The 22,933-nt window shown below is 37.8% G+C and carries 24 protein-coding genes; 17 read left to right on the forward strand and 7 right to left on the reverse strand.

The features are described 5' to 3' along the window. Position 1 precedes the first annotated feature (1 nt). Positions 2-1,036: a Holliday junction branch migration DNA helicase RuvB gene (ruvB, locus tag ALPR1_RS02885; RefSeq protein WP_008198291.1), complete on the forward strand. Its 1,035-nt coding sequence runs from the start codon at positions 2-4 to the stop codon at positions 1,034-1,036. Between the two features lie 61 nt (positions 1,037-1,097). Here ruvB and pgl read toward each other — a convergent pair whose 3' ends face one another. Together pgl and zwf are read right to left on the reverse strand one after the other, a co-directional pair. After that, a complete protein-coding gene (pgl, locus tag ALPR1_RS02890) occupies positions 1,098-1,811 on the reverse strand; it encodes a 6-phosphogluconolactonase (protein ID WP_008198293.1) in 714 nt (237 codons plus the stop codon). 33 nt (positions 1,812-1,844) lie between these two features. Next, positions 1,845-3,371, reverse strand: coding sequence for a glucose-6-phosphate dehydrogenase (gene zwf, locus ALPR1_RS02895; RefSeq protein ID WP_040302498.1), 1,527 nt, complete (start codon positions 3,369-3,371; stop codon positions 1,845-1,847). Between the two features lie 183 nt (positions 3,372-3,554). Between zwf and gndA the strand changes: the two genes are divergently transcribed. Next, positions 3,555-4,967 carry an NADP-dependent phosphogluconate dehydrogenase gene (gene gndA, locus ALPR1_RS02900; protein ID WP_008198296.1) on the forward strand — a complete coding sequence of 471 codons (1,413 nt, stop codon included), beginning with the start codon at positions 3,555-3,557 and terminating at the stop codon, positions 4,965-4,967. Between the two features lie 104 nt (positions 4,968-5,071). Here the strand turns inward: gndA and ALPR1_RS02905 are convergent, their stop codons facing one another. Beyond that, entirely contained in the window at positions 5,072-5,575 is a 504-nt protein-coding gene (locus ALPR1_RS02905; RefSeq protein WP_040303169.1) for a hypothetical protein, read from the reverse strand. Between the two features lie 164 nt (positions 5,576-5,739). Further along, positions 5,740-6,303, reverse strand: a complete 564-nt coding sequence (locus tag ALPR1_RS02910; RefSeq protein WP_008198298.1) for an LOG family protein — start codon at positions 6,301-6,303, stop codon at positions 5,740-5,742. Between the two features lie 140 nt (positions 6,304-6,443). Between ALPR1_RS02910 and ALPR1_RS02915 the strand changes: the two genes are divergently transcribed. From ALPR1_RS02915 to ALPR1_RS02985, 14 genes are all read left to right on the forward strand, one after another. Beyond that, positions 6,444-7,022 (forward strand): non-canonical purine NTP diphosphatase, encoded by a 579-nt coding sequence (locus tag ALPR1_RS02915; protein ID WP_008198299.1) that lies wholly within the window; start codon positions 6,444-6,446, stop codon positions 7,020-7,022. Positions 7,023-7,059: 37 nt separating this feature from the next. After that, complete coding sequence (udk, locus tag ALPR1_RS02920; protein WP_008198300.1) at positions 7,060-7,674, forward strand: uridine kinase; 615 nt, start codon at positions 7,060-7,062, stop codon at positions 7,672-7,674. A 67-nt stretch (positions 7,675-7,741) separates the two neighbouring features. Beyond that, the gene (locus ALPR1_RS02925) at positions 7,742-8,101 is read left to right on the forward strand and encodes a hypothetical protein (protein WP_050776360.1); all 360 of its coding nucleotides are present in this window, start codon (positions 7,742-7,744) and stop codon (positions 8,099-8,101) included. Between the two features lie 93 nt (positions 8,102-8,194). Then, complete coding sequence (gene secDF / locus ALPR1_RS02930; RefSeq protein ID WP_008198302.1) at positions 8,195-11,170, forward strand: protein translocase subunit SecDF; 2,976 nt, start codon at positions 8,195-8,197, stop codon at positions 11,168-11,170. 126 nt (positions 11,171-11,296) lie between these two features. Further along, a complete protein-coding gene (locus ALPR1_RS02935; RefSeq protein WP_008198303.1) occupies positions 11,297-11,701 on the forward strand; it encodes a hypothetical protein in 405 nt (134 codons plus the stop codon). Positions 11,702-11,703: 2 nt separating this feature from the next. Then, complete coding sequence (locus ALPR1_RS02940; RefSeq protein WP_040302501.1) at positions 11,704-12,465, forward strand: hypothetical protein; 762 nt, start codon at positions 11,704-11,706, stop codon at positions 12,463-12,465. 167 nt (positions 12,466-12,632) lie between these two features. After that, positions 12,633-13,028 (forward strand): hypothetical protein, encoded by a 396-nt coding sequence (locus ALPR1_RS02945; protein ID WP_008198307.1) that lies wholly within the window; start codon positions 12,633-12,635, stop codon positions 13,026-13,028. Between the two features lie 2 nt (positions 13,029-13,030). Beyond that, a complete protein-coding gene (locus tag ALPR1_RS02950; protein ID WP_008198308.1) occupies positions 13,031-13,816 on the forward strand; it encodes a hypothetical protein in 786 nt (261 codons plus the stop codon). A 68-nt stretch (positions 13,817-13,884) separates the two neighbouring features. Continuing rightward, entirely contained in the window at positions 13,885-14,640 is a 756-nt protein-coding gene (locus ALPR1_RS02955) for a hypothetical protein (protein WP_008198309.1), read from the forward strand. Between the two features lie 188 nt (positions 14,641-14,828). After that, positions 14,829-15,221: a hypothetical protein gene (locus tag ALPR1_RS02960; protein ID WP_008198311.1), complete on the forward strand. Its 393-nt coding sequence runs from the start codon at positions 14,829-14,831 to the stop codon at positions 15,219-15,221. Positions 15,222-15,968: 747 nt separating this feature from the next. Next, the gene (locus tag ALPR1_RS02970) at positions 15,969-16,724 is read left to right on the forward strand and encodes a sensor histidine kinase (RefSeq protein ID WP_008198314.1); all 756 of its coding nucleotides are present in this window, start codon (positions 15,969-15,971) and stop codon (positions 16,722-16,724) included. A gap of 65 nt (positions 16,725-16,789) precedes the next feature. Beyond that, entirely contained in the window at positions 16,790-17,416 is a 627-nt protein-coding gene (locus ALPR1_RS02975) for a response regulator (protein WP_008198316.1), read from the forward strand. Positions 17,417-17,423: 7 nt separating this feature from the next. Then, positions 17,424-18,470 carry a Gfo/Idh/MocA family oxidoreductase gene (locus ALPR1_RS02980; protein ID WP_008198318.1) on the forward strand — a complete coding sequence of 349 codons (1,047 nt, stop codon included), beginning with the start codon at positions 17,424-17,426 and terminating at the stop codon, positions 18,468-18,470. A gap of 53 nt (positions 18,471-18,523) precedes the next feature. Beyond that, a complete protein-coding gene (locus tag ALPR1_RS02985; RefSeq protein WP_008198319.1) occupies positions 18,524-18,964 on the forward strand; it encodes a hypothetical protein in 441 nt (146 codons plus the stop codon). A 72-nt stretch (positions 18,965-19,036) separates the two neighbouring features. On the opposite strand, the gene ALPR1_RS02990 is transcribed toward ALPR1_RS02985, so the two are convergent. After that, positions 19,037-19,726: a porin family protein gene (locus ALPR1_RS02990; RefSeq protein WP_008198320.1), complete on the reverse strand. Its 690-nt coding sequence runs from the start codon at positions 19,724-19,726 to the stop codon at positions 19,037-19,039. A 132-nt stretch (positions 19,727-19,858) separates the two neighbouring features. On the opposite strand from ALPR1_RS02990, the gene ALPR1_RS02995 reads away from it, so the two are divergent. Beyond that, positions 19,859-21,325: a glycine--tRNA ligase gene (locus ALPR1_RS02995; protein WP_008198321.1), complete on the forward strand. Its 1,467-nt coding sequence runs from the start codon at positions 19,859-19,861 to the stop codon at positions 21,323-21,325. Between the two features lie 89 nt (positions 21,326-21,414). Here ALPR1_RS02995 and ALPR1_RS03000 read toward each other — a convergent pair whose 3' ends face one another. Both ALPR1_RS03000 and ALPR1_RS03005 read right to left on the reverse strand, forming a co-directional pair. Next, entirely contained in the window at positions 21,415-21,807 is a 393-nt protein-coding gene (locus ALPR1_RS03000) for a DUF302 domain-containing protein (RefSeq protein ID WP_008198322.1), read from the reverse strand. A gap of 130 nt (positions 21,808-21,937) precedes the next feature. Further along, positions 21,938-22,801 (reverse strand): hypothetical protein, encoded by an 864-nt coding sequence (locus ALPR1_RS03005; RefSeq protein ID WP_008198323.1) that lies wholly within the window; start codon positions 22,799-22,801, stop codon positions 21,938-21,940. Positions 22,802-22,933: the final 132 nt, after the last annotated feature.

Here is a 22,933-nt window from a genome sequence, read left to right on the forward strand (position 1 = left end):
TATGAGAGAAGATTATCTAAAAGGGGACGATGAACACCTGAGTTCGAAAGACAAAGAATACGAAAAGGCATTGCGTCCTTTGAGTTTCGAAGACTTTACAGGACAGTTTAAAATCATCGAGAATTTACGAGTTTTTGTGCTCGCTGCTAAGAAACGAAGTGAGCCATTGGATCATGTATTACTTCATGGACCTCCCGGACTAGGTAAAACTACCCTAAGCCATATTATTGCAAACGAACTTCAATCCGGTATCAAAATTACTTCGGGTCCCGTCCTTGACAAACCTTCTGATTTGGCTGGTTTGCTTACAAATTTAGAAGAAGGTGATGTTCTTTTTATTGATGAGATTCACAGACTAAATCCTATCGTGGAGGAATATCTTTATTCTGCCATGGAGGATTTTAGGATCGATATCATGCTTGATTCCGGTCCCAATGCCCGTTCCGTTCAGATTTCTCTTAGTCCATTTACTTTGATTGGAGCTACCACACGGTCTGGACTTTTGACTTCTCCACTTCGTGCAAGGTTTGGGATCAATTCCAGGTTGGAATATTATGATGCTAAATTATTAACAGATATCGTATGCCGATCGGCTGGGATTTTACAAACACCCATTGAGGAGGTAGCGGCTTATGAAATAGCGAGAAGAAGTAGGGGGACACCTAGAATTTCCAATATGCTACTTCGAAGAACCCGTGATTTTGCTGAGGTCAAAGGCGATGGAACTGTCACCTTGGCTATTGCAAAAATGGCTCTGGATGCCTTGGATGTGGATGAACATGGGCTTGATGAAATGGATAATAGAATTCTATTGACCATTATAGATAAATTTAAAGGAGGCCCTGTTGGGCTGAGCACAATTGCCACCGCCTGTGGGGAAGAAGCAGAAACAATAGAAGAGGTCTACGAGCCATTTTTAATTCAGGAAGGTTACCTGAAAAGAACGGCAAGAGGTAGAATGGCTACAGAAATGGCTTACAAGCATTTGAATATCAAGCCTGCCCAAGGTTTGGGTGGATTATTCGATAATATGTAAAAAGTGAAAAGCTTTATTAAATAAAAATGCCCGATGATCATCGGGCATTTTTGTTTTTATATCAACCGAGTTTCTCGGCAGCATCTTCATCCAGGTACCAGGTTAAGTTTTCAGAACTTGGCTGGACCAGATGGGCTGGGTATTTGGCAAAATCGCCTTCTTCCATTACAATCTCCCGCACTTTTTCCGCTTTATTTACTCCAGTCACCAAGAAAGCTACTTCTTTGGCATTGTTTACGATTTTTCCTGTAATAGTCACTCGCTTTTGCCCCGAATCAGGATGAGTTGCCACAACGCAGTTTTCTTCAGCATCCCAAAGCTCAATTGAATTTGGGAAAATAGAAACTGTGTGACCATCATCTCCCATACCTAACATGACTAAGTCAAATTGAGGGATTCCATTTACTTGTGGCAGTTCCTTATCAAGGACATTTCCATAGCGAATGGCTTCCAGACTGGGATCTTCTTCTCCTAAAACCCGAAAGATATTAGACTCAGGAATATCCACTTTTGAAATCAAGTGATCTACCGTCATTTTATAATTGCTTTCAGAGTCAGTTGGGGGTACGCACCTTTCATCTCCCCAGTAGAAATAGATATTCTGCCAAAGAATCTCATTTCCAAGGTATTCAGCCATGTAATCAAAAATCACTTTGGGAGTGCTTCCCCCTGAAAGGGCAACATGAACTTTTTCTCCCTTGTCAGCTAGCTCCTTTAGATAATAAGAAAACTCTTCCGCTAATGCCGTTTTGGAGCTTGAAATCGTGATATTCATCGTGTAGTTTTTGCTTGTTTGGATAAGATTTTATCAAAGGATACAGAAGCCAGTTTCGTCTGTTAGAAGTTTGCCTGGATTCCTCCATCCGAAATGCCCGTCGAACATTTCATCTGAGTTTCTTGGCCCCCAGGTTCCTGCCGCATATCCATAAGTAGGAACATCCTCATTGCTCCAATATTCCAAAATAGGATCCACAAATTTCCAGGCAGCTTCCACTTCATCCGCTCTGGCATAAAGCGTCGCATCTCCCTGCATAGCGTCCAGCAATAATCTTTCGTATGCGTCCATCACTTGGGCAGAGTCCAAATCTGAGTAATAGAAATCAAGATTGGCTTGCTCTACATTGAAACCAAGCCCAGGGACTTTTACTCCAAATTTGATTAAAATTCCTTCGTCTGGCTGGATACGAATAATCAATTTGTTGTCTTTACGATAGGCATCCTGACTTTTAAATACCTCATGGGCCGGAGATTTGAAGTGGATAACTACTTCTGTCACTTTGGTGGGCATGTATTTAGCCGTTCTTACATAAAACGGCACGTCCTTCCATCTCCAGTTGTCAACAAAGAATTTTACGGCAGCAAATGTTTCAGTCTTAGAATCAGGATCAACACCCTCTTCTTCTCTATATCCTTTTACTTTTTTTCCTTTGATGGTGGAAGCCACATATTGACCTTTCATCGTATGAGTAGCCAAAACATCTGGGTCAGTCATCAAACGAAGAGATTTTAGAGCTTTTACTTTCTCATCCCGGATTTCCTCTGCGCTGGCGTTGATTGGAGGCTCCATCACTATTAATGAAAGAATTTGAAGTAAATGACTCTGGAACATGTCTCTTAGCGCTCCAGACTTATCATAGTATCCACCTCGTTTTTCCACCCCAACGGTTTCCGCATTCGTGATTTCCACATGATGAATGTATCTACGGTTCCATGTCGGTTCAAAAATGGAGTTGGAGAATCTTGTAACCAATAAGTTTTGTACGGTCTCTTTTCCTAAGTAATGATCGATTCGGTATACCTGAGATTCGTGGAAATATTTATGCAAACCATCATTTAGTTCTTTGGCAGATGCCAAACTATAACCAAAAGGTTTTTCTACGATAATTCTTTTCCATCCATTCTCCTCTTTAGTTAAGCCAGCTTCACTGAGGTTTTTAGCGATTGCTTCATAAAGGCTAGGTGGAGTAGAGAGGTAAAAAATGTAATTTTCATCACAGCCATTTTCTCTATTCAGTTGTTCGATTCTTTTAGTAAGAGTGGAGTAATCGCCATCATATTTATCTCCTAAATCCTGGTAATAAAGTTTGTCTGCAAAATTTTTGATGAATGCAGCATCTTCTTTACCGATCTCCTCTTGTAAGAATTCACTTTCCTGGACTACTTTCTCTCGAAATTTTTCATCCGTCATATTACTACGACTGGCTCCTAAAACAACAAAGCTGTCAGGTAAATGCTTTCCTTTATATAGGTTAAAAAGGGCTGGAACCAGTTTTCTAGCTGTCAAGTCTCCAGAAGCTCCAAAAATGATGAGCATCTGGTTCAATGTTTTTTTCATGCGCTTGAGTATAGGTTTGAGACCTTATTTTACTTTTTTTGTGATTACTTATGCCAAAAATGAGATAAAGGTCATCGGTATAATTAATTTTGGGTAGCGGACGTAAAATTAAACCTTATTTACGATTCAGCTAAATGAACGGAGAAATTGCTTCGAAAATCTATTGAAAAACAAAAATTGAAGATGGACAATCCTGTATATGATTTTGGTTTGGTCGGCCTGGGCGTGATGGGCCGTAATTTTATTTTAAATGTTGCCGATAATAATTTTAAGGCATTTGGATACGATCTGGATGCAGAAAAAGTAGAGGCACTAAAACAAGAAGGAGGTAATTTAGATCGAGTGAATGCCTCTACTGACATTAAGACTTTTGTAGACTCATTGACGCTTCCAAGAAAGGTGATGTTGTTGGTTCCTGCAGGTAAGATTGTAGATCAGGCAATAGAAAGCCTCCTGCCTTATTTGGATAAAGATGACATTATCATTGATGGAGGAAATTCATTTTTTACAGATACCGATCGTAGAGAGACTTATCTTAAGGAAAAAGGGGTTCACTTCTTCGGTTCCGGAGTATCTGGAGGTGCCGAAGGAGCTAGGAAAGGGCCAAGTATCATGCCTGGAGGAGATAAAGCTGCCTACCAGCATGTGAAACCTATTTTTGAGGCGGTTTCTGCCAAATATAAGGGTGAACCTTGTGTCGCTTATTTAGGGCCAAAATCCGCTGGAAATTATGTCAAGATGGTGCATAATGGTATTGAGTATGCCATGATGCAGCTGACTTCTGAGATATATGATTTGTTGAAAAAATCCTGTGATCTTTCCAATGAAGAATTACATCAGGTCTATTCCAAGTGGAATGATGGCAGGTTACAATCTTTCTTAGTAGAGATTACTGCAGAGATTTTCACTCAAAAAGATGACTTGACCTCAGCAGATCTAGTGGATATGATTTTGGATAAGGCCAAGCAAAAAGGGACTGGTAAATGGACTTCTCAAAACGCAATGGATCTGGGTATTCCTGTGCCAACCATTGATATGGCAGTGAGTATGCGTGAGATTTCTGCTTTGAAAGATGAGCGTGTTCAAGCCGATATTCTTTATTCCAGGCCTGAAGTTGAAGATAAACCAAAGGAGGAATTGATAGAACAAGCGGAACAAGCCTTGTATTTCTCTTTTATCATTGCTTATGCACAAGGATTGCATCAGTTGATGTATGCTTCCAAAGATTACGGATATGACTTGGATATGTCGACCATTGCCAAGATCTGGAGAGCTGGATGTATTATCCGAGCAGGTCTTTTGGCTGACATCGCCGAAGCCTATACTGCAGATAATTCTATCCCGAATTTATTGCTATCACCTTCATTTGTACCCAAAGTACAGGGGACATTGCCAGCAGTTCGTGAAGTAGTAGCCTTTGCAGCAAAAAATGGAATTCCTGTCCCGGGTCTTTCGAGTGCATTAAGCTATTTCGATGCTTATACTTCTACTAAGCTTCCGCTAAATCTTATTCAGGCTCAAAGGGATCATTTTGGTTCACATACTTACGAGCGAACTGATAGAGAAGGAATTTTCCATACGGAATGGGGGAAATAACAGTAAGCAGTCTCAGTAGGCAGTTTGCTGATTACCCCAAAAAACAAAAGCTCGTTGAAATGGATCAACGAGCTTTTGTTTTTACTCCTTATAAGTTTTTAGGATTACCCTACTTTCAGCTTCAGTTCACCATGCCTTTTGATCACTTTGAGTTCAAAGAATTGATTGATAAATGCTTTGCAGTGGTTTTCGGCCCATTCTGCACGATTTTCAGTATCAAATAGCAGTGTCATTCGCAACATGGTTTTTACATATTGTTCATGCATTCCTAAATCTTGGACATATCTGAGCATTGCTGCTGACCAGTCTTCTTTAAATTTGTCAAGGTGGGTTCTGCCGTCAAACAGCATTTCCAACTGATTGTCGCCATGTCTAAACCTGTAGATCCCGCAAAGCTGTCGATAGATTAACCTAATTCGTTCTCTTGGGACATCATAGGTGTCTAAAATCTTGGCAAAAGTATGATCCATTAAGCGCAAAGGGTTGTATAAAAGAGTGTAGGAGCGCTTAAGTTCAAAAATCATTCGATCAATTAACTCCTCCTCCAGCTCAGATTGAGCTTGTCTAAGGATGTAATTTTTATCGAGTGGGAATAACTTCTGGATCATTTTTGACATGTTGCACCGCAAAAATAGCAAATTATCTTTTTAGGATAGTTTTAAATTAAGCTAAATGTGAAAGGTTTGATGGGCGAAAGCCAATTCTCACTTCTTTTTACCTGAATAGAAAATTGCTATGGGTACTTAATTGTGGAAAAGGGAATTAAAATCAACTACCAATCCGAAGGTCTTTTTGCCTGGTATTGCCCCATTTGATCTAATATTTCCACCGGGTCATCTGAAACAATTAATAACTCCTCCTGCTCTGGGTATAAAAAGCCTTGCTCCATCGCATGATTCAAAAAGTCAATTAGCTTATCATAATAACCATTGACATTATAAAGTGCCAATGGCTTTTGGATGTAATGCAGTTGGTTAAGTGTCATAATTTCAAAAAGCTCCTCCAATGTCCCTATTCCGCCTGGCATAGCGATAAAACCATCTCCCTGCTCTGCCATAAGCCACTTTCTGTCCCGCATGGTTTCCACAACAATTAGTTCTGTGCAGCCAGTATGTGCAACTTCTCTATCAACAAGTTTCTGAGGAATAATGCCAGTGACCTCTTTTCCTGCATTTAACATTTCATCGGCTATGATGCCCATCAAACCCACTCTGCCCGCTCCATAAATCAATTCATGGTCTCTTTTAATCATTTCCTGAGCCAAAGCTCTTACAGCAGCTTCGTAAACTGAGCTTTCTCCTTTTCTAGATCCACAATAAACAGTGATTTTTTTCATGGCTGGATTTGATAAAAATATGAGACGAAATTACTGTTTTCTATGCTGAATGCATAAGTTGATTGCGATTAATATTTATTCCTTTTTAGAATCCATTCAGACTCTTAGGGAGTTTTATTTTGAACCCTTATTTTTGGGATATGAAAATTTGCTTTGCTACAAATAATCAAAAGAAGATAGCTGAAGTTCAGGCTGCTTTGGTTGACACGAATATTTCTATTCTTTCTTTGGAAGAAATTGGTTGTAAGGAAGAAATCCCTGAAACTGGTGACACATTGGAGCATAATGCCTTTCAAAAAGCTGAATATGTAAAAGAGCATTACGGCGTAGATTGCTTCGCAGATGACACTGGGTTGGAAGTGGAGGCCTTAGAAGGAGAACCTGGCGTTTACTCTGGCAGATATGCCGGTGAGCCTAGAAGTGATCAGAGAAATATGGATTTGTTGCTGAAGAAGCTTGGAGATAGCTCTGATAGAAAAGCCAAATTCAAAACCGTAATTGCCCTATTAATTGATGGTGAAAAGTACAAATTTGAAGGGGTTGCCGAAGGAGAGATTTTAAAGGAGAGAACTGGGGAAGGAGGGTTTGGATATGATCCTATCTTTTTGCCTTCAGGATTTGATAGAACTTTTGCTCAGCTTAGCATGGAAGAGAAAAATGAGATTAGCCATCGGGGTAAAGCTGTTAGGCAATTGATAAATTTTTTGGCAACTAGATAAATTCCTTCCAAAACGAGTTTTACATTAACTTTGTCTTATGAAAAAACCATTTATCGTCGGGATCACAGGTGGTTCTGCTTCAGGGAAAACTCTTTTTCTGGAACGCTTGCTTAGTACTTTTGAATCTGACGAAGTGTGTTTGATTTCTCAGGACAACTATTATAAGCCTCGACATCAGCAGCCCATTGACGCTCATGGGGTTCATAATTTTGATACTCCTCATAGTATAGATTTTGAAGAGTATGCAGCTGATATCAGAAAAATTCAAGCAGGGGAATCTGTTGAAAGGGAGGAATACACTTTTAATAATGCCTCCAAAACTCCCAAAATGCTAAAATTCAAGGCTGCTCCAGTTGTAGTTGTGGAAGGGATTTTTGTTTTGTATTACCCAGAATTGGCGAGTCTTTTAGATCTGAAGGTTTTCATTGATGCGAAAGACCACATCAAGTTGAAAAGAAGGATCATCCGTGATAAGGTGGAAAGAGGCTACGATCTGGATGATGTATTATATAGATATGAAAAGCATGTAATGCCTACTTACGAGAAGTATATTGAGCCATTTAAGGATGAGGCAGACCTTATCGTACCTAACAATGAAAGCTTTGATAAGGCCTTGGACGTAATCCGTACCTATCTGAGAGCCAGGTCTTAAGGTTGTAAAATTCCAAAAAAGTCCCTTGACTTCTATTTATTTCAAATAATGGCTATATTTGCGCCGAATGAAAAATAGAAGTCAACATAGCAACATCTTACAACAGCGCATTACCATGGTGCTGGCTTTGCTATTCTGTCTTTTCATTTCCAGTGTTGAATATGTACCTGAAACTATTTCAGAGAATACTATTGAACACCAGCAAGATCATTCAGAGGATCAAAATCAAAACCAGACTTTTTTGAATGTCGCAGTAGATGCAGTCATTCCATTTGTGGTGCATGTGTCCCACACCGTTATGCATTTGATCTATCAAATTGATCTTGAAGAAAATCAGGGTTTTCATGTTGAAACGGCTGTCATTCCGCAGGTAAATCAGCTTTCAGAAATCCTGTTTGAGCGCATCATATCGACCAAAGGGCCCTAATTAATCCCAGAATTCCGTCTTTCTATTTACTTTCTGATCCTCAGAGAAGTAATCAATCTGTATTTATAATAAATCAATTAATATCTAATCCTTATGCAAAATAAAGGTGTCATTGTGTTTTTGACAGTGATTGTTACAGCGCTTTGTCTGTACTATCTGTCATTCACATTTGTATCAAATAACGTCCAGAATAAAGCGGAAGCTTATGCGACGGACGCCTCTGGCAACGTAGATTTCGCCCAGAGAAGAGCTTATCTAGACTCCGTTTGGAGAGAGCCTGTTTATAACTTCTTAGGTGCTGATTATACATATCAGGAAGTAAAAGAAACTGAGCTTGGTCTTGGTCTAGATCTACAGGGTGGTATGCATGTTACTTTGGCGGTATCTCCAGTGGAGATCGTGAAAGGACTTGCTGGTAACCCAAAAGATGTAGCTTTCAACAAGTCTGTAGAAGAGGCAAGAGAAGCTTCCAAGACTTCAGATGAGAAGTATGTTGACTTGTTTTATTCTGCTTGGCAGGCCAATAGTTCTGGTAAAAACTTAAGTTCCATTTTTGCTACTGCAGCAAACAGAGGAAGAATTTCTTTGGAATCTTCTGATTCTGAAATTCTTGATATCATCGATACTGAAATCGAAAATGCTATTGAGCGTTCCTTTAATATCCTAAGAACTCGTATCGATAGATTCGGTACTTCTCAGCCTAATATCCAGAGAATTCAAGGTTCAGGAAGAATTCAGATCGAACTTCCAGGGGTAGATAACCAAGAGCGTGTAAGAAACTTATTACAAGGAGTTGCAAAACTTCAGTTTTGGGAAGTTACTGAGATAAATGAAATTGGAGCTTCCCTTGAAGCAATCAATAGTGCATACCTAGCGGAGCAGAAAAATACTGCAAGCACAGAAACTGCTGCAACAGACTCTCTTTCTACAGAGAACCTATCTCCTGAAGATTCTTTGAGAAATGCCTTGGATGAGCAGTTGAATCAGATTGACCCAACAAATCCAGATGCCAGCACTTCACCAATTTTTAGCTTACTAAAAGCTAATTATGGCTTGGTTTACGACATCAAAGATACGGTTACTATCAACAGAATCTTGAAGAGAGACGAATACAAGGCACTACTTCCAAGAGATGTGAAATTACTTTGGGGAGTTAAGCCAACCGTCGCTGAAGATGGATCTGAATTATTAGAACTATATGCAATCAGTACTCCAAGAGGTACTGACCAAGCGCCATTAGAGGGTGATGTGGTTACAGATGCTCGTCAGGTTCTTGACCAAACTTCAAGACCTGCAGTTTCTATGCAAATGAATGCAGAAGGTGCTAGAAAATGGAGAAAATTGACGGCTGACAATACAGGTAGAAGAATCGCCGTAGTATTGGATGATTATGTTTACACGGCGCCGGTAGTAAATGGAGAAATCCCAACTGGACAATCCGAAATTTCTGGCAACTTCACGTTACAAGAGGCTCAAGATTTGGCTAACATCCTGAAATCAGGTTCTCTTCCTGCTCCAACTCAAATTGTAGAAGAAAGTATCATCGGTCCAACCTTAGGTAAAGAAGCTCTTAATCAAGGTTTGATTTCTATGGTAGCTGGTTTAGCTATCGTTGTTCTATTCATGGTGGCATATTATGCTAAAGGTGGATTGATCGCGATCGCTGCTTTGGTTTTCAACATCTTCTTTATCCTAGGGATTTTAGCTCAGCTTCAGTCATCCTTGACTTTGCCAGGTATCGCAGGTATTGTACTGACCATAGGTATGTCCATTGATGCCAACGTCCTGATTTTTGAAAGGATTAAAGAAGAACTCAGGAATGGGGTAGGCCTTCTGGCAGCTATCAATGCCGGTTATAACAAAGCCTTCTCCGCAATTCTTGACTCCAATGTTACAACTTTCTTGACAGGTGCTATTCTATATGCTCTAGGTCAAGGTCCTGTAAAAGGATTTGCAATCGTATTGATGATTGGTATTGCTTCTTCTTTCTTCTCTTCGGTATTCATCACTAGAGTGATTGTTTCTTGGATGAGCAAAAAAGGAGATAAGAGTTCTATTAACTTCTCTACACCATTCACAAAGAATGCATTGAGTTCTTTGAACATCGATTTCTTAGGCAAGAGAAAAGTTGCTTACTTGATTTCTACAAGTATCATCGTTCTTGGATTAGGTGTTGCAGCCATTAATGGCTTGAAGTTCGGTGTGGATTTCACTGGAGGTAGATCTTATATTGTAGCTTTTGCTGAGCCAGTTGCTGCTTCTGAATTGAAAACTGGCCTAGACGGTGAGTTTGATGGTTCTGTAGAAGTTAAAACATACGGCGCAACGAATGTTTTGAAAGTAACGACATCCTATTTGATCAATGAAGATGATGATGCTTCCAATAAAGAAGTAGAATCAAAAGTAAAAGAAGGTATTGCTTCAGTGACAGGACTTACTTTTACGGAGGATGCAGAAGACCTCACAAACCAAGAGTTTGCAATTACTGGATCTTCTAAAGTAGGAGCAACCGTGGCAGATGATATTAAAGCTTCTTCAGGTGAAGCGATGATTGTCGCTTTGATTGCGATCTTCCTTTATATTTTGATCAGATTCCGTAAGTGGCAATTCTCATTGGCATCTATCATTGCATTGATTCACGATACGTTATTTGTGATTGCTGCATTTGCCATTGCAAGTGCCTTTGGAGCGACCTTTGAAATTGATCAGGTGTTCATTGCTGCTGTCTTGACCGTAATTGGTTATTCGATTAACGATACTGTAATTGTATTTGATAGAATTAGAGAGAATCTGGATAATAGAGGAACTAACCGATTGGTGAAAACATTCAACGATGCCATTAACCAAACATTAGGAAGGACTTTGATTACCTCATTTACTACTATGATCGTGATTATCGTATTACTATTATTTGGTGGTGAGGTATTGAGAGGCTTCTCTTTTGCCTTATTTATCGGTATCCTAGTGGGTACTTACTCATCGGTTTACATCGCTACTCCAATTGTCGTTGATTTGATGAAAAGAGAAATTGATCAAGAAGAATTAAAAGAAGCTAAGAAGGTAGCTTAAGCCTTTAAAATATGACCTTTAAAAGGAGCAGGGTAATCCCTTGCTCCTTTTTTATTGCTCTGTAGGTGAAAAATAACTTATCTTTTCCATGAAATTAATTTCACACTTAACGGACAGCATTTTTCTATGAAAATTACAAAAGAGGACTTCAAGTCTATGCAAGAAAAGTATGACAAAGAAGTCAAAAAAGGTAAGCCTGCCAAAGGCAAAGGTGACAAGGATAAAAACAACCAAACCGATTGGATTTTTATAGATAGAGGGACATTAGAGGGGTTATTGGAAAAAGTGGATCAAGACCCAAATGTTGGTGGGATCCAATTTTATTTCACGGAGTACACTGAAAAAATGGCCAAAGAACGGTACCCAGAGGGATCAGATAAATATGTCGGGCAAATGACCCTTGTCATGCGAGCGGCTAACCTTAAAGGAAATAAATTGGTAGCTGTCGAGTTAACCGGAAGAGAAGGTGAATACGAAAACGATGGGGTAGAGTGCCCATTTGTCTGTGAGCCGGAACCAACAGACACCTAAACATGGACAGTAAAATTTGGATTGCCTTTGGACACTGGTATCTTCTTGTTTTAGATGTTTTTCTAATCCTGGGCGTCTATTTTTTCTTTAGATTACCAAAAGAAATGAGAGCCAATAGCAATTATTGGCTTCCATTTTTAATTTTATGCTTCATCTTTTTATATAACAATTTCGCAGGTTATACCAATTACAATTTTGAGTTTAAGAAGGCAGTTAATGCCTATTTAGGGAACACGGAATTCCCCAAATTCAATCTTTGGCTTTATAATATAACCAGAAGGCAAATCCAGGTAGTTCTTTATTTGTTTTTAGTAAAATCTTGGTTGGAGCCTTCCAAGAGGAAATACATCAACTGGATGATTTATGCTTTTATATTCCTTGCACTCCTATTGCAAATCTTTGGAGTTGAACTCATGTATCTTCAGCAGCCGATCATTTATTCCATCGGTGCTAACATGATCCTGATTGCCTGTGGACTTTATTTTATTGGTATGATCACAACCGATAATTATCTGAATTCAAACCCCATTCGCTTAGTATCTTTTTGGGCCACAACCTTATTATTATTTGACTATTCTATTACATACATCTATACTGTCTCACTCTTTTACTTGTATCAAGTAAACCCAACTTTTGGGGCAAGTCTGGGAGGTGTAGTAAATGTGATCAATCTTATAAATACCTCAGCTTTACTTTTGTTAATTGCCTCACCTTATCTATCAAAAGTTTTTGACAAGGAACCGTTTTTTAAATTGAACTATTGATAGAGCAATTGATCAAAAACTCAAGACCCTGACCCGCCTAGTATGTTGTCTATCCTATTGATCCTACATCACTCAAAAAAATTGACTTAAAGGCAATAATTATAGTATATTTTCAGGATCATCCTTATGATGAAATTGATTTTATACTTAACGAAAAACATTTTTCTATGAAAATTTCAAAAGAAGACTTCAAGTCTATGCAAAAAAAGTATGACAAAGAAGTCAAAAAAGGGAAGCCTGCCAAAGACAAAAAAGGGAAAGATAAAGTAGATCAAACCAATTGGATTTTTTTCAACAGAGAGACTTTGGAAGGTTTATTGGAGAAAGCTGATAAAGACCCAAAAAAGGGTGGAATTCAGTTTTACATTACAGAATATACTGAGGAAGTTGCCCAAAAATATCATCCTAAGGAAGTAGAGCAATTAACAGGAGCACTTACTATTGTGATGAGGCCGGCAAATTTGGAAGAAGACCAACTTACCTTGACCGCAGGCGAAGAAGATTATGAAAATAATGGAAGAATTTGTCCTCCATTCTGTGATCCCGAGCCTACCAATTCCTGATAATGGATAGTAAATTCTGGGAGGCCTATAGTAATTATTATACAATCACCATAGATTGCATATTGATCATAGGGGTCTATTTCTTTCTAAAATTGCCAAAGGAAAAAAAAGCCAATAGTATCTATTGGCTTCCTTTGTTGATTTTAGGTTTTTCCGTTTTTTATGAAGCTTTGGGAGCTTATGCTAATTACAACTTTGAATTTAAAAAAGCTGTCAATGCCTTTTTAGGCAATACTGAGAACCCAAAATATAACATTTGGATATACAATATTACCAACAAACAAATCTCAACTTTACTTAATTTGTTTTTGATAAAAAAATTAATTGAGCCAACAAAGAAGGTATATTTAACATGGATGATCTTTTTTTTTATTATAGTAGCCTTCATTTTACAAGTTACAGGTATTGAACCCTTATATTTAAATCAGCCCATTATTGCAGTCATGGCTGCTAGTATGATTTTAATCGGGAGTGGTCTTTATTTTATAGGATTGATCAGCAATGAACAATATTTAAATTCCAAACCAATCCGATTAAATTCATTTTGGATCATGACCCTTTTACTTTTTACCTATGCACTGACCTATATAAATTCTGTAGCACGCATCTATATTTATGAGTTTAATCCTCAAACAGCATTGAGTTTAGCCCATATTGATAGAATCCTTGGGATTTTACTCAGGTTAACTCTCCTATTAATTATTATTTCTCCTTTTCTCCCTAGAGTTTTTGACAAAGAACCATTTTCCCAATCCAAAAGGAAGTTTAAACTTCAAAGTAGTTTTTAAGATCTTGTTTTAACATTTAATCCCATATTTTGTGTCTTAAAATAAAGGAATGGAATTCCACCTGAGAAATGAGCGATAGATTTATAGAAGCCTTTTTTACTGCCTATCCGCAATACTCCATTCCACCTGACCTGTTACTCCTGATTGGAATATTTATCTTTATTAAATTACCAAAGGAAAAAAAACGAAATATTCACTTTTTGCTTCCTTTTGTGATTTTGTGCTTCACCGTTTTTTATGGAAATCTGGGCAGTTACACTAACTACAATTATGAATTTAAAAAATCAGTAAACGCATACTTGGGAAATACCGAGTATCCTCAGTTCAATCTCTGGCTTTTTAATATAGCTGAAAGACAAGTAGGCACTATTCTTTATTTAATGCTGATCAAATCTTATTTGAGACCTTTCAAAAGAAAAATTATCAATTGGATGATTTTTCTATTTATAGTGACGGCATCGATACTTCAATTTTCAGGAATTGAACCTATCTATCTGAACCAGCCTATCATTTTTGCAATCGGTGCAAATATGATCTTGTTTGGAGGCGCTTTGTATTTTACTGACTTGATTACCCATCCCTCATATCTAAATGGCAATCCGTTAAGATTAACCTCATTCTGGCAAATGACAGCTATTATCTTCATGTTTACCTTAAGCTACATAAGTTCTGTGGCCTTAATTTATCTATATGAAGTCAATCCAGTATTAGGTAGTGCCTTGCAATCTATTGGTATTTATCTAGGGATATTAACATTAGCAGTTTTAACTATTAGTATTGCTTCTCCCCTCCTTCCAAATATATTTGATAAAGAACCATTTTAAAAATTCATATAGGTAGCCTTTTAATCAAAAAAGAATGCCAAACATTCTACTAATACTAACTTGGCATTTAGATCCCTCTATAAATCTACTTCCTAATTTTAATTGACTTAAAGGGAAAAATTATAGTATATTTTCAGGATCATCCTTGGAATGAAATTGATTTATCACTTAACGAAAAACATTTTTCTATGAAAATTTCAAAAGAGGACTTCAAGTCTATGCAAAAAAAGTATGACAAAGAAGTCAAAAATGGAAAGCCTGCCAAAGACAAAAAAGGGAAGGATAAAGTAGATCAAACCAATTGGATTTTTTTCAACAGAGAGACTTTGGAAGGTTTATTGGAGAAAGCTGATAAAGACCCAAAAAAGGGTGGAATTCAGTTTTACATTACAGAATATACTGAGGAAGTTGCCCAAAAATATCATCCTAAGGAAGTAGAGCAACTAACTGGAGCACTTACTATTGTGATGAGGCCGGCAAATTTGGAAGAAGACCAACTTACCTTGACCGCAGGCGAGGAAGATTATGAAAATAATGGAAGAATTTGTCCTCCATTCTGTGATCCAGAGCCTAATACCTGATTATGAGAGGTGATTTCTGGGAGGCCTTTGGGGGTTGGTATATGATTTCGATTGATCTTATTTTAGTGATCGGTATTTACTACTTTTTTAGGCTTCCGAAAGAAAAAAGGGCCAATAGTTTCTATTGGTTACCTTTTTTAATTTTGACTTTTACTGTTTTCTATGAAAATTTTGGAGCCTATACTTTATTTAACTTTGAATTTAGAAAAGCTGCGAATGCTTTCTTAGGGAACACAAAAGATCCAAGATATAATATTTGGATTTTCAACATTGCTAATAAACAAATCTCAACAATACTTTATCTTTTTTTGATTAAATCTTGGTTGGATCCATCAAAGAAGATTTATATCAAATGGATTATTATTTCGTTTTTTATCATCACTCAAGTCATACAGTTTTCTGGTGCTGAGCCCGTATATTTAAATCAACCCATCATTTTTAGCATTGGGGCTAATATGATATTAATATCAAGTGGGCTTTATTTTATTGGATTAATGACTAATGAAAATTACCTATCCTCCAACCCACTTCGATTGCTTTCATTTTGGCAGATGACTTTTATACTATTTACATATTCATTGACCTACATAACCTCAGTTTCAATGATGTATCTCAATACCCACTATCCTCAATTTTTGTATTCCCTATTAAAAATTGATTGGGTCATGGGAGTAATAAATTTAGCTATTTTGGGATTGACAATTGCTTCTCCAAAATTCCCTGGCCTATTTGAAAAAGAACCATTTTATGAATCCCACTGAAGATCAAATTTACGTCATCATTTTCAGCACCCTATTTTTAGGAGGCTTAATGTCCACTTTTGTTGTGGCTATGGTTTTTATCCATAGACAAAGACAGGCGCAGAACCGCCAAAAAATGGATCAGATCAAATCTGAACACGAAAAAACTTTGCTGAATATAGAAAATGAAATCCAGCAGGAAACACTAACTCATATCGGTAGGGAGCTACATGATAACATTGGTCAGTTACTTTCCCTGGCGAAGCTTTACCTGGGCTCTTCCAAGCCGGAAAAGCAAGCAGAGGGTCGATATACGATCAATCAAGTGATTACGGAGGTCCGTGCCCTATCCAAAACGCTGAATTTAGACTGGGTAGAAACTTTGAGTATAAAGGATTTTATAGAGCAGCAACTTGAAAAGATCCAAACGACAGGGTTTTGTGAGACCAAACTAGAAGTAGAAAAAGATTTAGGTGAGTTGCCTAAAGATCATAAACTTGTTCTTATTCGAGTGATCCAGGAAGTATTAAATAATTCTATCAAACATGCCTCACCTGATGAGATCAGTGTGAAAATTCTAGAAAAAAACGGCGTGAGGCAAGTGGAAATAAAAGACAATGGGAAAGGGTTTGATACTTCAATCAAGTCACAAGGAAGTGGCATGTACAATCTTGAGAAGAGAATGGAGACGATAGGAGGAGAGTTTAAAATTTCTTCTCAACCAGGAAAAGGAACACTTATCCATTTATTGTTGCCAAATTAAAATTCAAGGCGTAATTTCATTTTTGAATTATTTCAAAAGCGTGATCCCCCTAATTACCCAATTAAATGATCAGAATAGCTTTAGCTGATGACCACAAACTATTCGCTAAAGGAATAGAAAGTTTGTTGGATGAATATGACGACTTACTCATCACGGGTATTTACCCGAATGGGAAAGAACTGATTGATTCGCTCAAAATGGATCTTCCTGATGTTATTTTGACAGATTTGAATATGCCAGTTTTAGATGGTTTTGGAGTCCTAAAATCTTCTAAAAAGGCTTTTCCCAAGATTAAGGTCATAGTACTCTCTATGTATGATGATGAGAAAATCTACAAGAAATGTATGAAAGAAGGGGCGGATGCTTTTATTCTTAAAGATGCAGATCCTGACGAATTAGTCTATACCATACACGAGGTTTATGATGGCAGGCACATCGCCAACTTTCAAAGGGTAATACAACAGGCCAATCAAAGTTCTTTTTACGATGCATTTAGAGAGAAATTTAAACTTTCCAGAAGGGAAGTGCAGATCATTAAGTTGATTAAAGATGGAATGCAGAATAAGGAAATCGCAGATGATCTCAGCTTAAGCGTTCAAACAATAGAAACCCATCGAAAAAATATCCATTCTAAACTTCATGTTTCTTCCAGAATCGAACTGGTAAACAAAGTTCAGGATATGAATCTTTAAACTCACTATGAAATCTCCAATCAAAACAGCAATTGTCGGCTACGGATCTGTCGCTGAAAAAATGCATGCGCCTCTGATAAGCGTTTGTTCAGATTTGGAATTGATAGCTGTGGTTGAACGTCATCAAAACAAGAGTCAAGAGAAATATCCAGAAGTAACAATTTATAGAAGTTTAGAGGAACTACTCGAAAAAAGTGATGTTGATTTGGTCGTGATTACCACCCCAAATACTCATCATTTTCCGATGGCAAAACAATGCCTTTTGGCGGGGAAGCATGTGGTAGTAGACAAGCCTATCACGATCCATTCTTGGGAAGCTGAGGAATTGAAAGTCCTATCTGAGAAAGTAGGGAAAATTTGCACCGCTTTCCAAAACAGAAGGTTTGATGGAGATATTTTGACTCTTCAGCAATTGGTAGAAGAGGAGACATTAGGGGGCTTGGTTTACCTGGAGTCACATTTCGATAGGTTTAGGCCCGATTTGTCCGGAAATTGGCGTGAAGAAGTAGGAGCTGGGAATGGGATCACTTATGATTTAGGATCTCACCTGATTGACCAGGTGTATATAACCTTCGGAGCTCCCGACAGTATACAGGCTGATATCCGAAAGCAAAGGACCGATGCGATCGTTGATGATCATTTCGATATCACGATGGATTATGGGAGGTTTAAAGCTCGGTTGACAGCTGGTGTTTTAGTCAATGCGCCTACGCCAAAATATCTTCTTTTAGGTCAAAATGGCTCCTACCAGAAATTCGGAATGGATGTTCAGGAGCAAGCCTTTAAAGCAGGGGTTCAGCCAGCAGGGGATTCTTGGGGAGTAGAACCTGAGGAGAATTGGGGGAAAATATTCCTCAAAGATGGCACGAAGCCCTACCCTTCAATTCCTGGAGATTACAGAATTTTTTACAATAATATCGCGGATGTTTTATTGCGTGGAGCTTCTCTCAAAGTAACTATTCAGCAAGCAATCAGTGTTTTAAAGATGATTGAAGCTTCTTTTTTAAGTGCTTCTGAAAATCGATCCATTGCCAGAGAAGAGGGGAATTGGTAAAAACTTAAGTTTGGCTCATTCTTGGTTTAGGGTATAGAAAAAACTAAACCACCATGAAAAAAGTAATCTTACTCGCATTTGGTCTATTTGCTTTTATTTCAATCACGCAAGCGCAAGTTTCAGTAGGGCTTAATTTCCAGACTTCTGATACTTTTATCACAGTAGGAACAGACCCTGACAAAGAATTCTTTGGAGAAGCGAGACTAGGTATAGGCCACGATATTGGTCTAGAACTAATGGGAGGATATAATTTCGTAAGAAAAAGTGAAGTCAATGCCTATGTGGGCGCAGGCTTAGGATTGTTAGGAGATCATCATCACAAGCATCATGACGACCATAATGATATCTATGTCGCTATTCCAGTTGGGGTTTTGATTAAACCGTTTTCTAATACCAGGAATCTTGGCTTTTTAATAGAAGCCGCTCCGGTTATTGCCAATCACTCGCACACTTACCTAAGAGGTGGGGTTGGAGTGAAATACACTTTCAGGTAAAAAACACAACCACCAATAACCAGAAAAAGGTCAACTCAGCATTTGAGTTGGCCTTTTCTAGTTTAGAGTTTATTACTTGTTGTTCAGGAAAAAAGAGACGCCCAGGTTGATGCTGGATGTACTCATTCCAAAATCGAATTTGTTAGAATTTGCTTTTTGAATATTATCCTCATTTTTCCTTTTCGAATGGGTGAATGACAATAAGTTGGAAGATAGTTCTACTGCCAACCAGTTTTTTGGGAAATAAGCGATCCCTGCAAGCATATTGGATTGTAATTCATTGTACTTAGTTTCACTTATAGTGGCTTCACTATCAGTCCTCTCATAGTTACTCTCATGGTTTTGCCAAACAGAGCCAGAATTGAATTCAGCAAATCCCGAAAACTTTTCGCCAAATGGAAAGTATTTTCGAATAAATAAAGCTCCACCAAAAGCATGATCATTTGTGGTTAATCTATCGGAGGTTGAACTAGAACTTGTTGATGAATTTTGATTCACCACTGTTTTTCCGGCCTTAAAAATAAGCATGGTACCTAAGGTCCAGTTGTTTCCTAATGTATAGCCTATTTGCGGATGGAAATTAAACTCGATCGATTTTGATTCTCTACCTGAAGTATTTGGTAAATCCCCAAACCATTGATCAGAATTTGAATTGTTGAAATTAAGCTTACCACCAATCAAAATGCTGCCTTTCTCGATTTGAGCATTTGCTGTAAAGATAAAAAGTTGAGATAAGGTCAGTAGAATCAAAAGTTTCTTCATAGAAATTATTTTTTAGTTTAGTTGTGTGAGTCTTACGTCATATTTAATCAATTAGTTTTTTAATAGTTCATCAATTAGTTAAGACATTGATTTTTATATCGAGATTCATTCATTTTCCCTATTTTTGCGCCTATGGCAAAAACAGCAACTCCGGCGGAAAACGCCCAACTGAAAGATATTATTTCCCATGCCAAAGAGTATGGTTTTGTTTACCCTAGTTCTGAGATCTATGACGGCCTTCAGGCAGTTTATGATTATGGGGCTTATGGGGTTGAATTAAAAAATAATCTGAAGCGTCTGTGGTGGGAAACTATGACAAGGGTTCAGGATAATATTGTGGGAATCGATGCAGCTATTTTTATGCACCCTACTACCTGGAAGGCTTCTGGACACGTGGATAGCTTTAACGATCCAATGATTGACAACAAGGACTCTAAAAAGCGTTACCGTGCGGATGTTCTCGTAGAAGAACATGCAGCAGTATTCGAAAGAGCAGGGGATATCGAGAGAGCAAATGAGTTAACGGGTGCTTTGGCAAGATTGCTTGAAGCAGAAGATCTGGCAGGAGTGCGTGACTTGATCATCAATGAGGATATTAAGTGCCCTATTTCAGGTACTTCTAACTGGACCGACGTTCGGCAGTTCAACTTGATGTTTTCTACTCAAGTAGGTTCGGTAGCGGAAGATGCTTCTACAATTTTTCTAAGACCAGAGACTGCTCAAGGGATTTTTGTCAACTTCCTGAATGTACAGAAAACTGCCAGAATGAAAGTTCCCTTTGGGATTGCTCAGATTGGTAAGGCATTCCGAAATGAAATCGTAGCTCGTCAGTTTATTTTCCGTATGCGTGAATTTGAGCAAATGGAGATGCAATTTTTCGTTCGTCCCGGCACTGAGTTGGAATGGTATCAAAAATGGGCTGAGACCAGAATGAAATGGCATTTGGCATTGGGTACCACAGCTGAAAAGCTAAGAAAGCATGACCATGAAAAATTGGCTCACTATGCCAATGCTGCCATGGATATTGAATATGATTTCCCATTTGGATTCAAAGAAGTGGAAGGGATTCATTCCAGAACTGACTTTGATTTGAAATCACATCAGGAATTTTCTAAAAAGAAGCAGCAATACTTTGATCCAGAGGTCAATAAAAATTATATTCCTTATGTGATTGAAACCTCGATTGGGGCGGATCGACTTTTCTTGATGACTTTATGCAATGCATATACGGAGGAAAAAACTGAAGAGAAAAGCCGAACTTATTTAAAATTCCATCCTGCAATCGCGCCTGTGAAAGCAGCAATATTGCCAATCACTAAAAAAGATGGTTTACCAGATAAGGCAAAAGAAATCGTGGACTTGTTGAAGTATGATTTCAATATCATCTATGAAGAGGCAGCATCTATTGGTAAACGTTATGCTCGTCAAGACTTGATCGGTACCCCTTTCTGTATCGCAGTAGATCACCAGACTTTAGAAGACAACACGGTAACGATTCGTCATCGAGATACCACCGAGCAAGAGCGAGTTCCTATCTCAGAACTTCATGGTAGAATCGCTGAGGCTACAAGCTTTAGAAGAGTATTTGAGAAGTTGTAAGAAATGATATGGTATAAAAAAGGGCTTGAGAATTAATCTCAAGCCCTTTTTTGGTTTTAGAAACCTTGCTCTTCAGAATTGTAATACCATTACCCAAGGTTTTCAATTACTTTTTTGAGTTTGCTTTGCACCTCAATTGCGATTTCTCCTAACGATTCATTTTGAACTGATGACATGCTGGATATTGGGTCAACAGCAACGACTTCTATCAGCCCGTCCTTTTTTTCTTTTACTAGGACATTGCAAGGAAGAAATACACCGATCTTATCTTCTTCGGAAATGGCTTTATGCGCAAAATGTGGATTACAGGCTCCTAGTATTGTATATCGTTGAATATCAACATCTATTTTCTTTTTCAGAGTCGCTTGTACATCGATCTCAGATAGGATGCCAAATCCCTCCTTTTTCAGTTCCTCTGTTACCAACTCCTTGGCTTCATCATAGGATTTTCTTGGTAATACTTTTGAAAAATAGTAACTCATAAGATTAGTATTTGATTTAGAGAAAAGTTAATAAAGGCACAGTTAGATCTTGGTAACTAAAATCACATAAGAAAGACATAAAAAAACCTCTGAGATTATTCTCAGAGGTTTTTTTATTAGAAATTTTCTCCTATTCTTCAGACGAGCAAGATTGTACATCTAAGTGGATTACATAATAACGATCTCCATTTGTGTCAATTACTAAGTCTGTATTTTTGTTCGGTGCATGACCAGGTGTAGGGCGGCCATCTGTGGGTAAAGAACCATCTGCATAGCTATACCATTTAACTGATTCAGTAGAACTTTCAACAAGAGAGTATGCCGCTAAAAGATTTATAGTAATAGTACCATCAACATCATTATAAGTTGCACTTCCTATTACATTTTCATTTTCATAAACATTTTGAGTTGATTCACCTTCAGTATCAAAAGCATACCACCAAGCACCATTATTTCCATTCCCTTGCCCTGGATCATTTCCACCTTTAAGATCTCCTACATACCCTGTGTCTTCAATAATGGTACATTCCTCGGAACAGTCCTTAACTACAACAATAAATTCAATATTCTGAACGCCATTTCGACCACTTACTTTCCATCGAAATGTATAAGATCCAATTCCATAATCTGATAAAGACCCTGAAACTCCCGAAGATGCTTGAGCCTCTTGAAAAACTTGGACCCAATCACCATTAATAAATTGTTGGATTTGTACAGTTCTTTCATCCGTAAAGGCAACTCCACCAAATGAAAAATCGATTGTCTCTCCAAAACAAATTTCACTATTATAGGTAAGATTTAAATCTCCACTTACAGAAATAGAAGCATTCTCAAATCCACTTGTTCCATAAGGACTCAATTTGAATCCGGACTGATCTGCTTTATCCAAACCTAAAGTAAGATCTTCATTATCATAAGTAGCCATTTGGCTACAGGCTCCTAGGAGCAATGCTGAGGTCACTAACGCCAGCAATTTTGTGTTAAAAATTTTCATATTTGTGAGAAGGGTTTAAAATTTCGAATAAATATAAATGTAATTTATACCATAAAAAAAGCCGATTGTGTAATTTTTATTAAAATATTACAATTCTTATTTGAATTTTCTCAAAACCTTTATCCCTTCGAC

It is taken from the genome of Algoriphagus machipongonensis, from assembly GCF_000166275.1.
Taxonomy (GTDB): Bacteria; Bacteroidota; Bacteroidia; order Cytophagales; family Cyclobacteriaceae; genus Algoriphagus; species Algoriphagus machipongonensis.

Bases quoted from the DNA above. Each gene is read 5' to 3' on its own strand.
- ruvB (WP_008198291.1), top strand. From the start codon at position 2: ATGAGAGAAGATTATCTAAAAGGGGACGATGAACACCTGAGTTCGAAA.
- pgl (WP_008198293.1), bottom strand. From the start codon at position 1,811: ATGAATATCACGATTTCAAGCTCCAAAACGGCATTAGCGGAAGAGTTT.
- zwf (WP_040302498.1), bottom strand. From the start codon at position 3,371: ATGAAAAAAACATTGAACCAGATGCTCATCATTTTTGGAGCTTCTGGA.
- gndA (WP_008198296.1), top strand. From the start codon at position 3,555: ATGGACAATCCTGTATATGATTTTGGTTTGGTCGGCCTGGGCGTGATG.
- ALPR1_RS02905 (WP_040303169.1), bottom strand. From the start codon at position 5,575: ATGATCCAGAAGTTATTCCCACTCGATAAAAATTACATCCTTAGACAA.
- ALPR1_RS02910 (WP_008198298.1), bottom strand. From the start codon at position 6,303: ATGAAAAAAATCACTGTTTATTGTGGATCTAGAAAAGGAGAAAGCTCA.
- ALPR1_RS02915 (WP_008198299.1), top strand. From the start codon at position 6,444: ATGAAAATTTGCTTTGCTACAAATAATCAAAAGAAGATAGCTGAAGTT.
- udk (WP_008198300.1), top strand. From the start codon at position 7,060: ATGAAAAAACCATTTATCGTCGGGATCACAGGTGGTTCTGCTTCAGGG.
- ALPR1_RS02925 (WP_050776360.1), top strand. From the start codon at position 7,742: ATGAAAAATAGAAGTCAACATAGCAACATCTTACAACAGCGCATTACC.
- secDF (WP_008198302.1), top strand. From the start codon at position 8,195: ATGCAAAATAAAGGTGTCATTGTGTTTTTGACAGTGATTGTTACAGCG.
- ALPR1_RS02935 (WP_008198303.1), top strand. From the start codon at position 11,297: ATGAAAATTACAAAAGAGGACTTCAAGTCTATGCAAGAAAAGTATGAC.
- ALPR1_RS02940 (WP_040302501.1), top strand. From the start codon at position 11,704: ATGGACAGTAAAATTTGGATTGCCTTTGGACACTGGTATCTTCTTGTT.
- ALPR1_RS02945 (WP_008198307.1), top strand. From the start codon at position 12,633: ATGAAAATTTCAAAAGAAGACTTCAAGTCTATGCAAAAAAAGTATGAC.
- ALPR1_RS02950 (WP_008198308.1), top strand. From the start codon at position 13,031: ATGGATAGTAAATTCTGGGAGGCCTATAGTAATTATTATACAATCACC.
- ALPR1_RS02955 (WP_008198309.1), top strand. From the start codon at position 13,885: ATGAGCGATAGATTTATAGAAGCCTTTTTTACTGCCTATCCGCAATAC.
- ALPR1_RS02960 (WP_008198311.1), top strand. From the start codon at position 14,829: ATGAAAATTTCAAAAGAGGACTTCAAGTCTATGCAAAAAAAGTATGAC.
- ALPR1_RS02970 (WP_008198314.1), top strand. From the start codon at position 15,969: ATGAATCCCACTGAAGATCAAATTTACGTCATCATTTTCAGCACCCTA.
- ALPR1_RS02975 (WP_008198316.1), top strand. From the start codon at position 16,790: ATGATCAGAATAGCTTTAGCTGATGACCACAAACTATTCGCTAAAGGA.
- ALPR1_RS02980 (WP_008198318.1), top strand. From the start codon at position 17,424: ATGAAATCTCCAATCAAAACAGCAATTGTCGGCTACGGATCTGTCGCT.
- ALPR1_RS02985 (WP_008198319.1), top strand. From the start codon at position 18,524: ATGAAAAAAGTAATCTTACTCGCATTTGGTCTATTTGCTTTTATTTCA.
- ALPR1_RS02990 (WP_008198320.1), bottom strand. From the start codon at position 19,726: ATGAAGAAACTTTTGATTCTACTGACCTTATCTCAACTTTTTATCTTT.
- ALPR1_RS02995 (WP_008198321.1), top strand. From the start codon at position 19,859: ATGGCAAAAACAGCAACTCCGGCGGAAAACGCCCAACTGAAAGATATT.
- ALPR1_RS03000 (WP_008198322.1), bottom strand. From the start codon at position 21,807: ATGAGTTACTATTTTTCAAAAGTATTACCAAGAAAATCCTATGATGAA.
- ALPR1_RS03005 (WP_008198323.1), bottom strand. From the start codon at position 22,801: ATGAAAATTTTTAACACAAAATTGCTGGCGTTAGTGACCTCAGCATTG.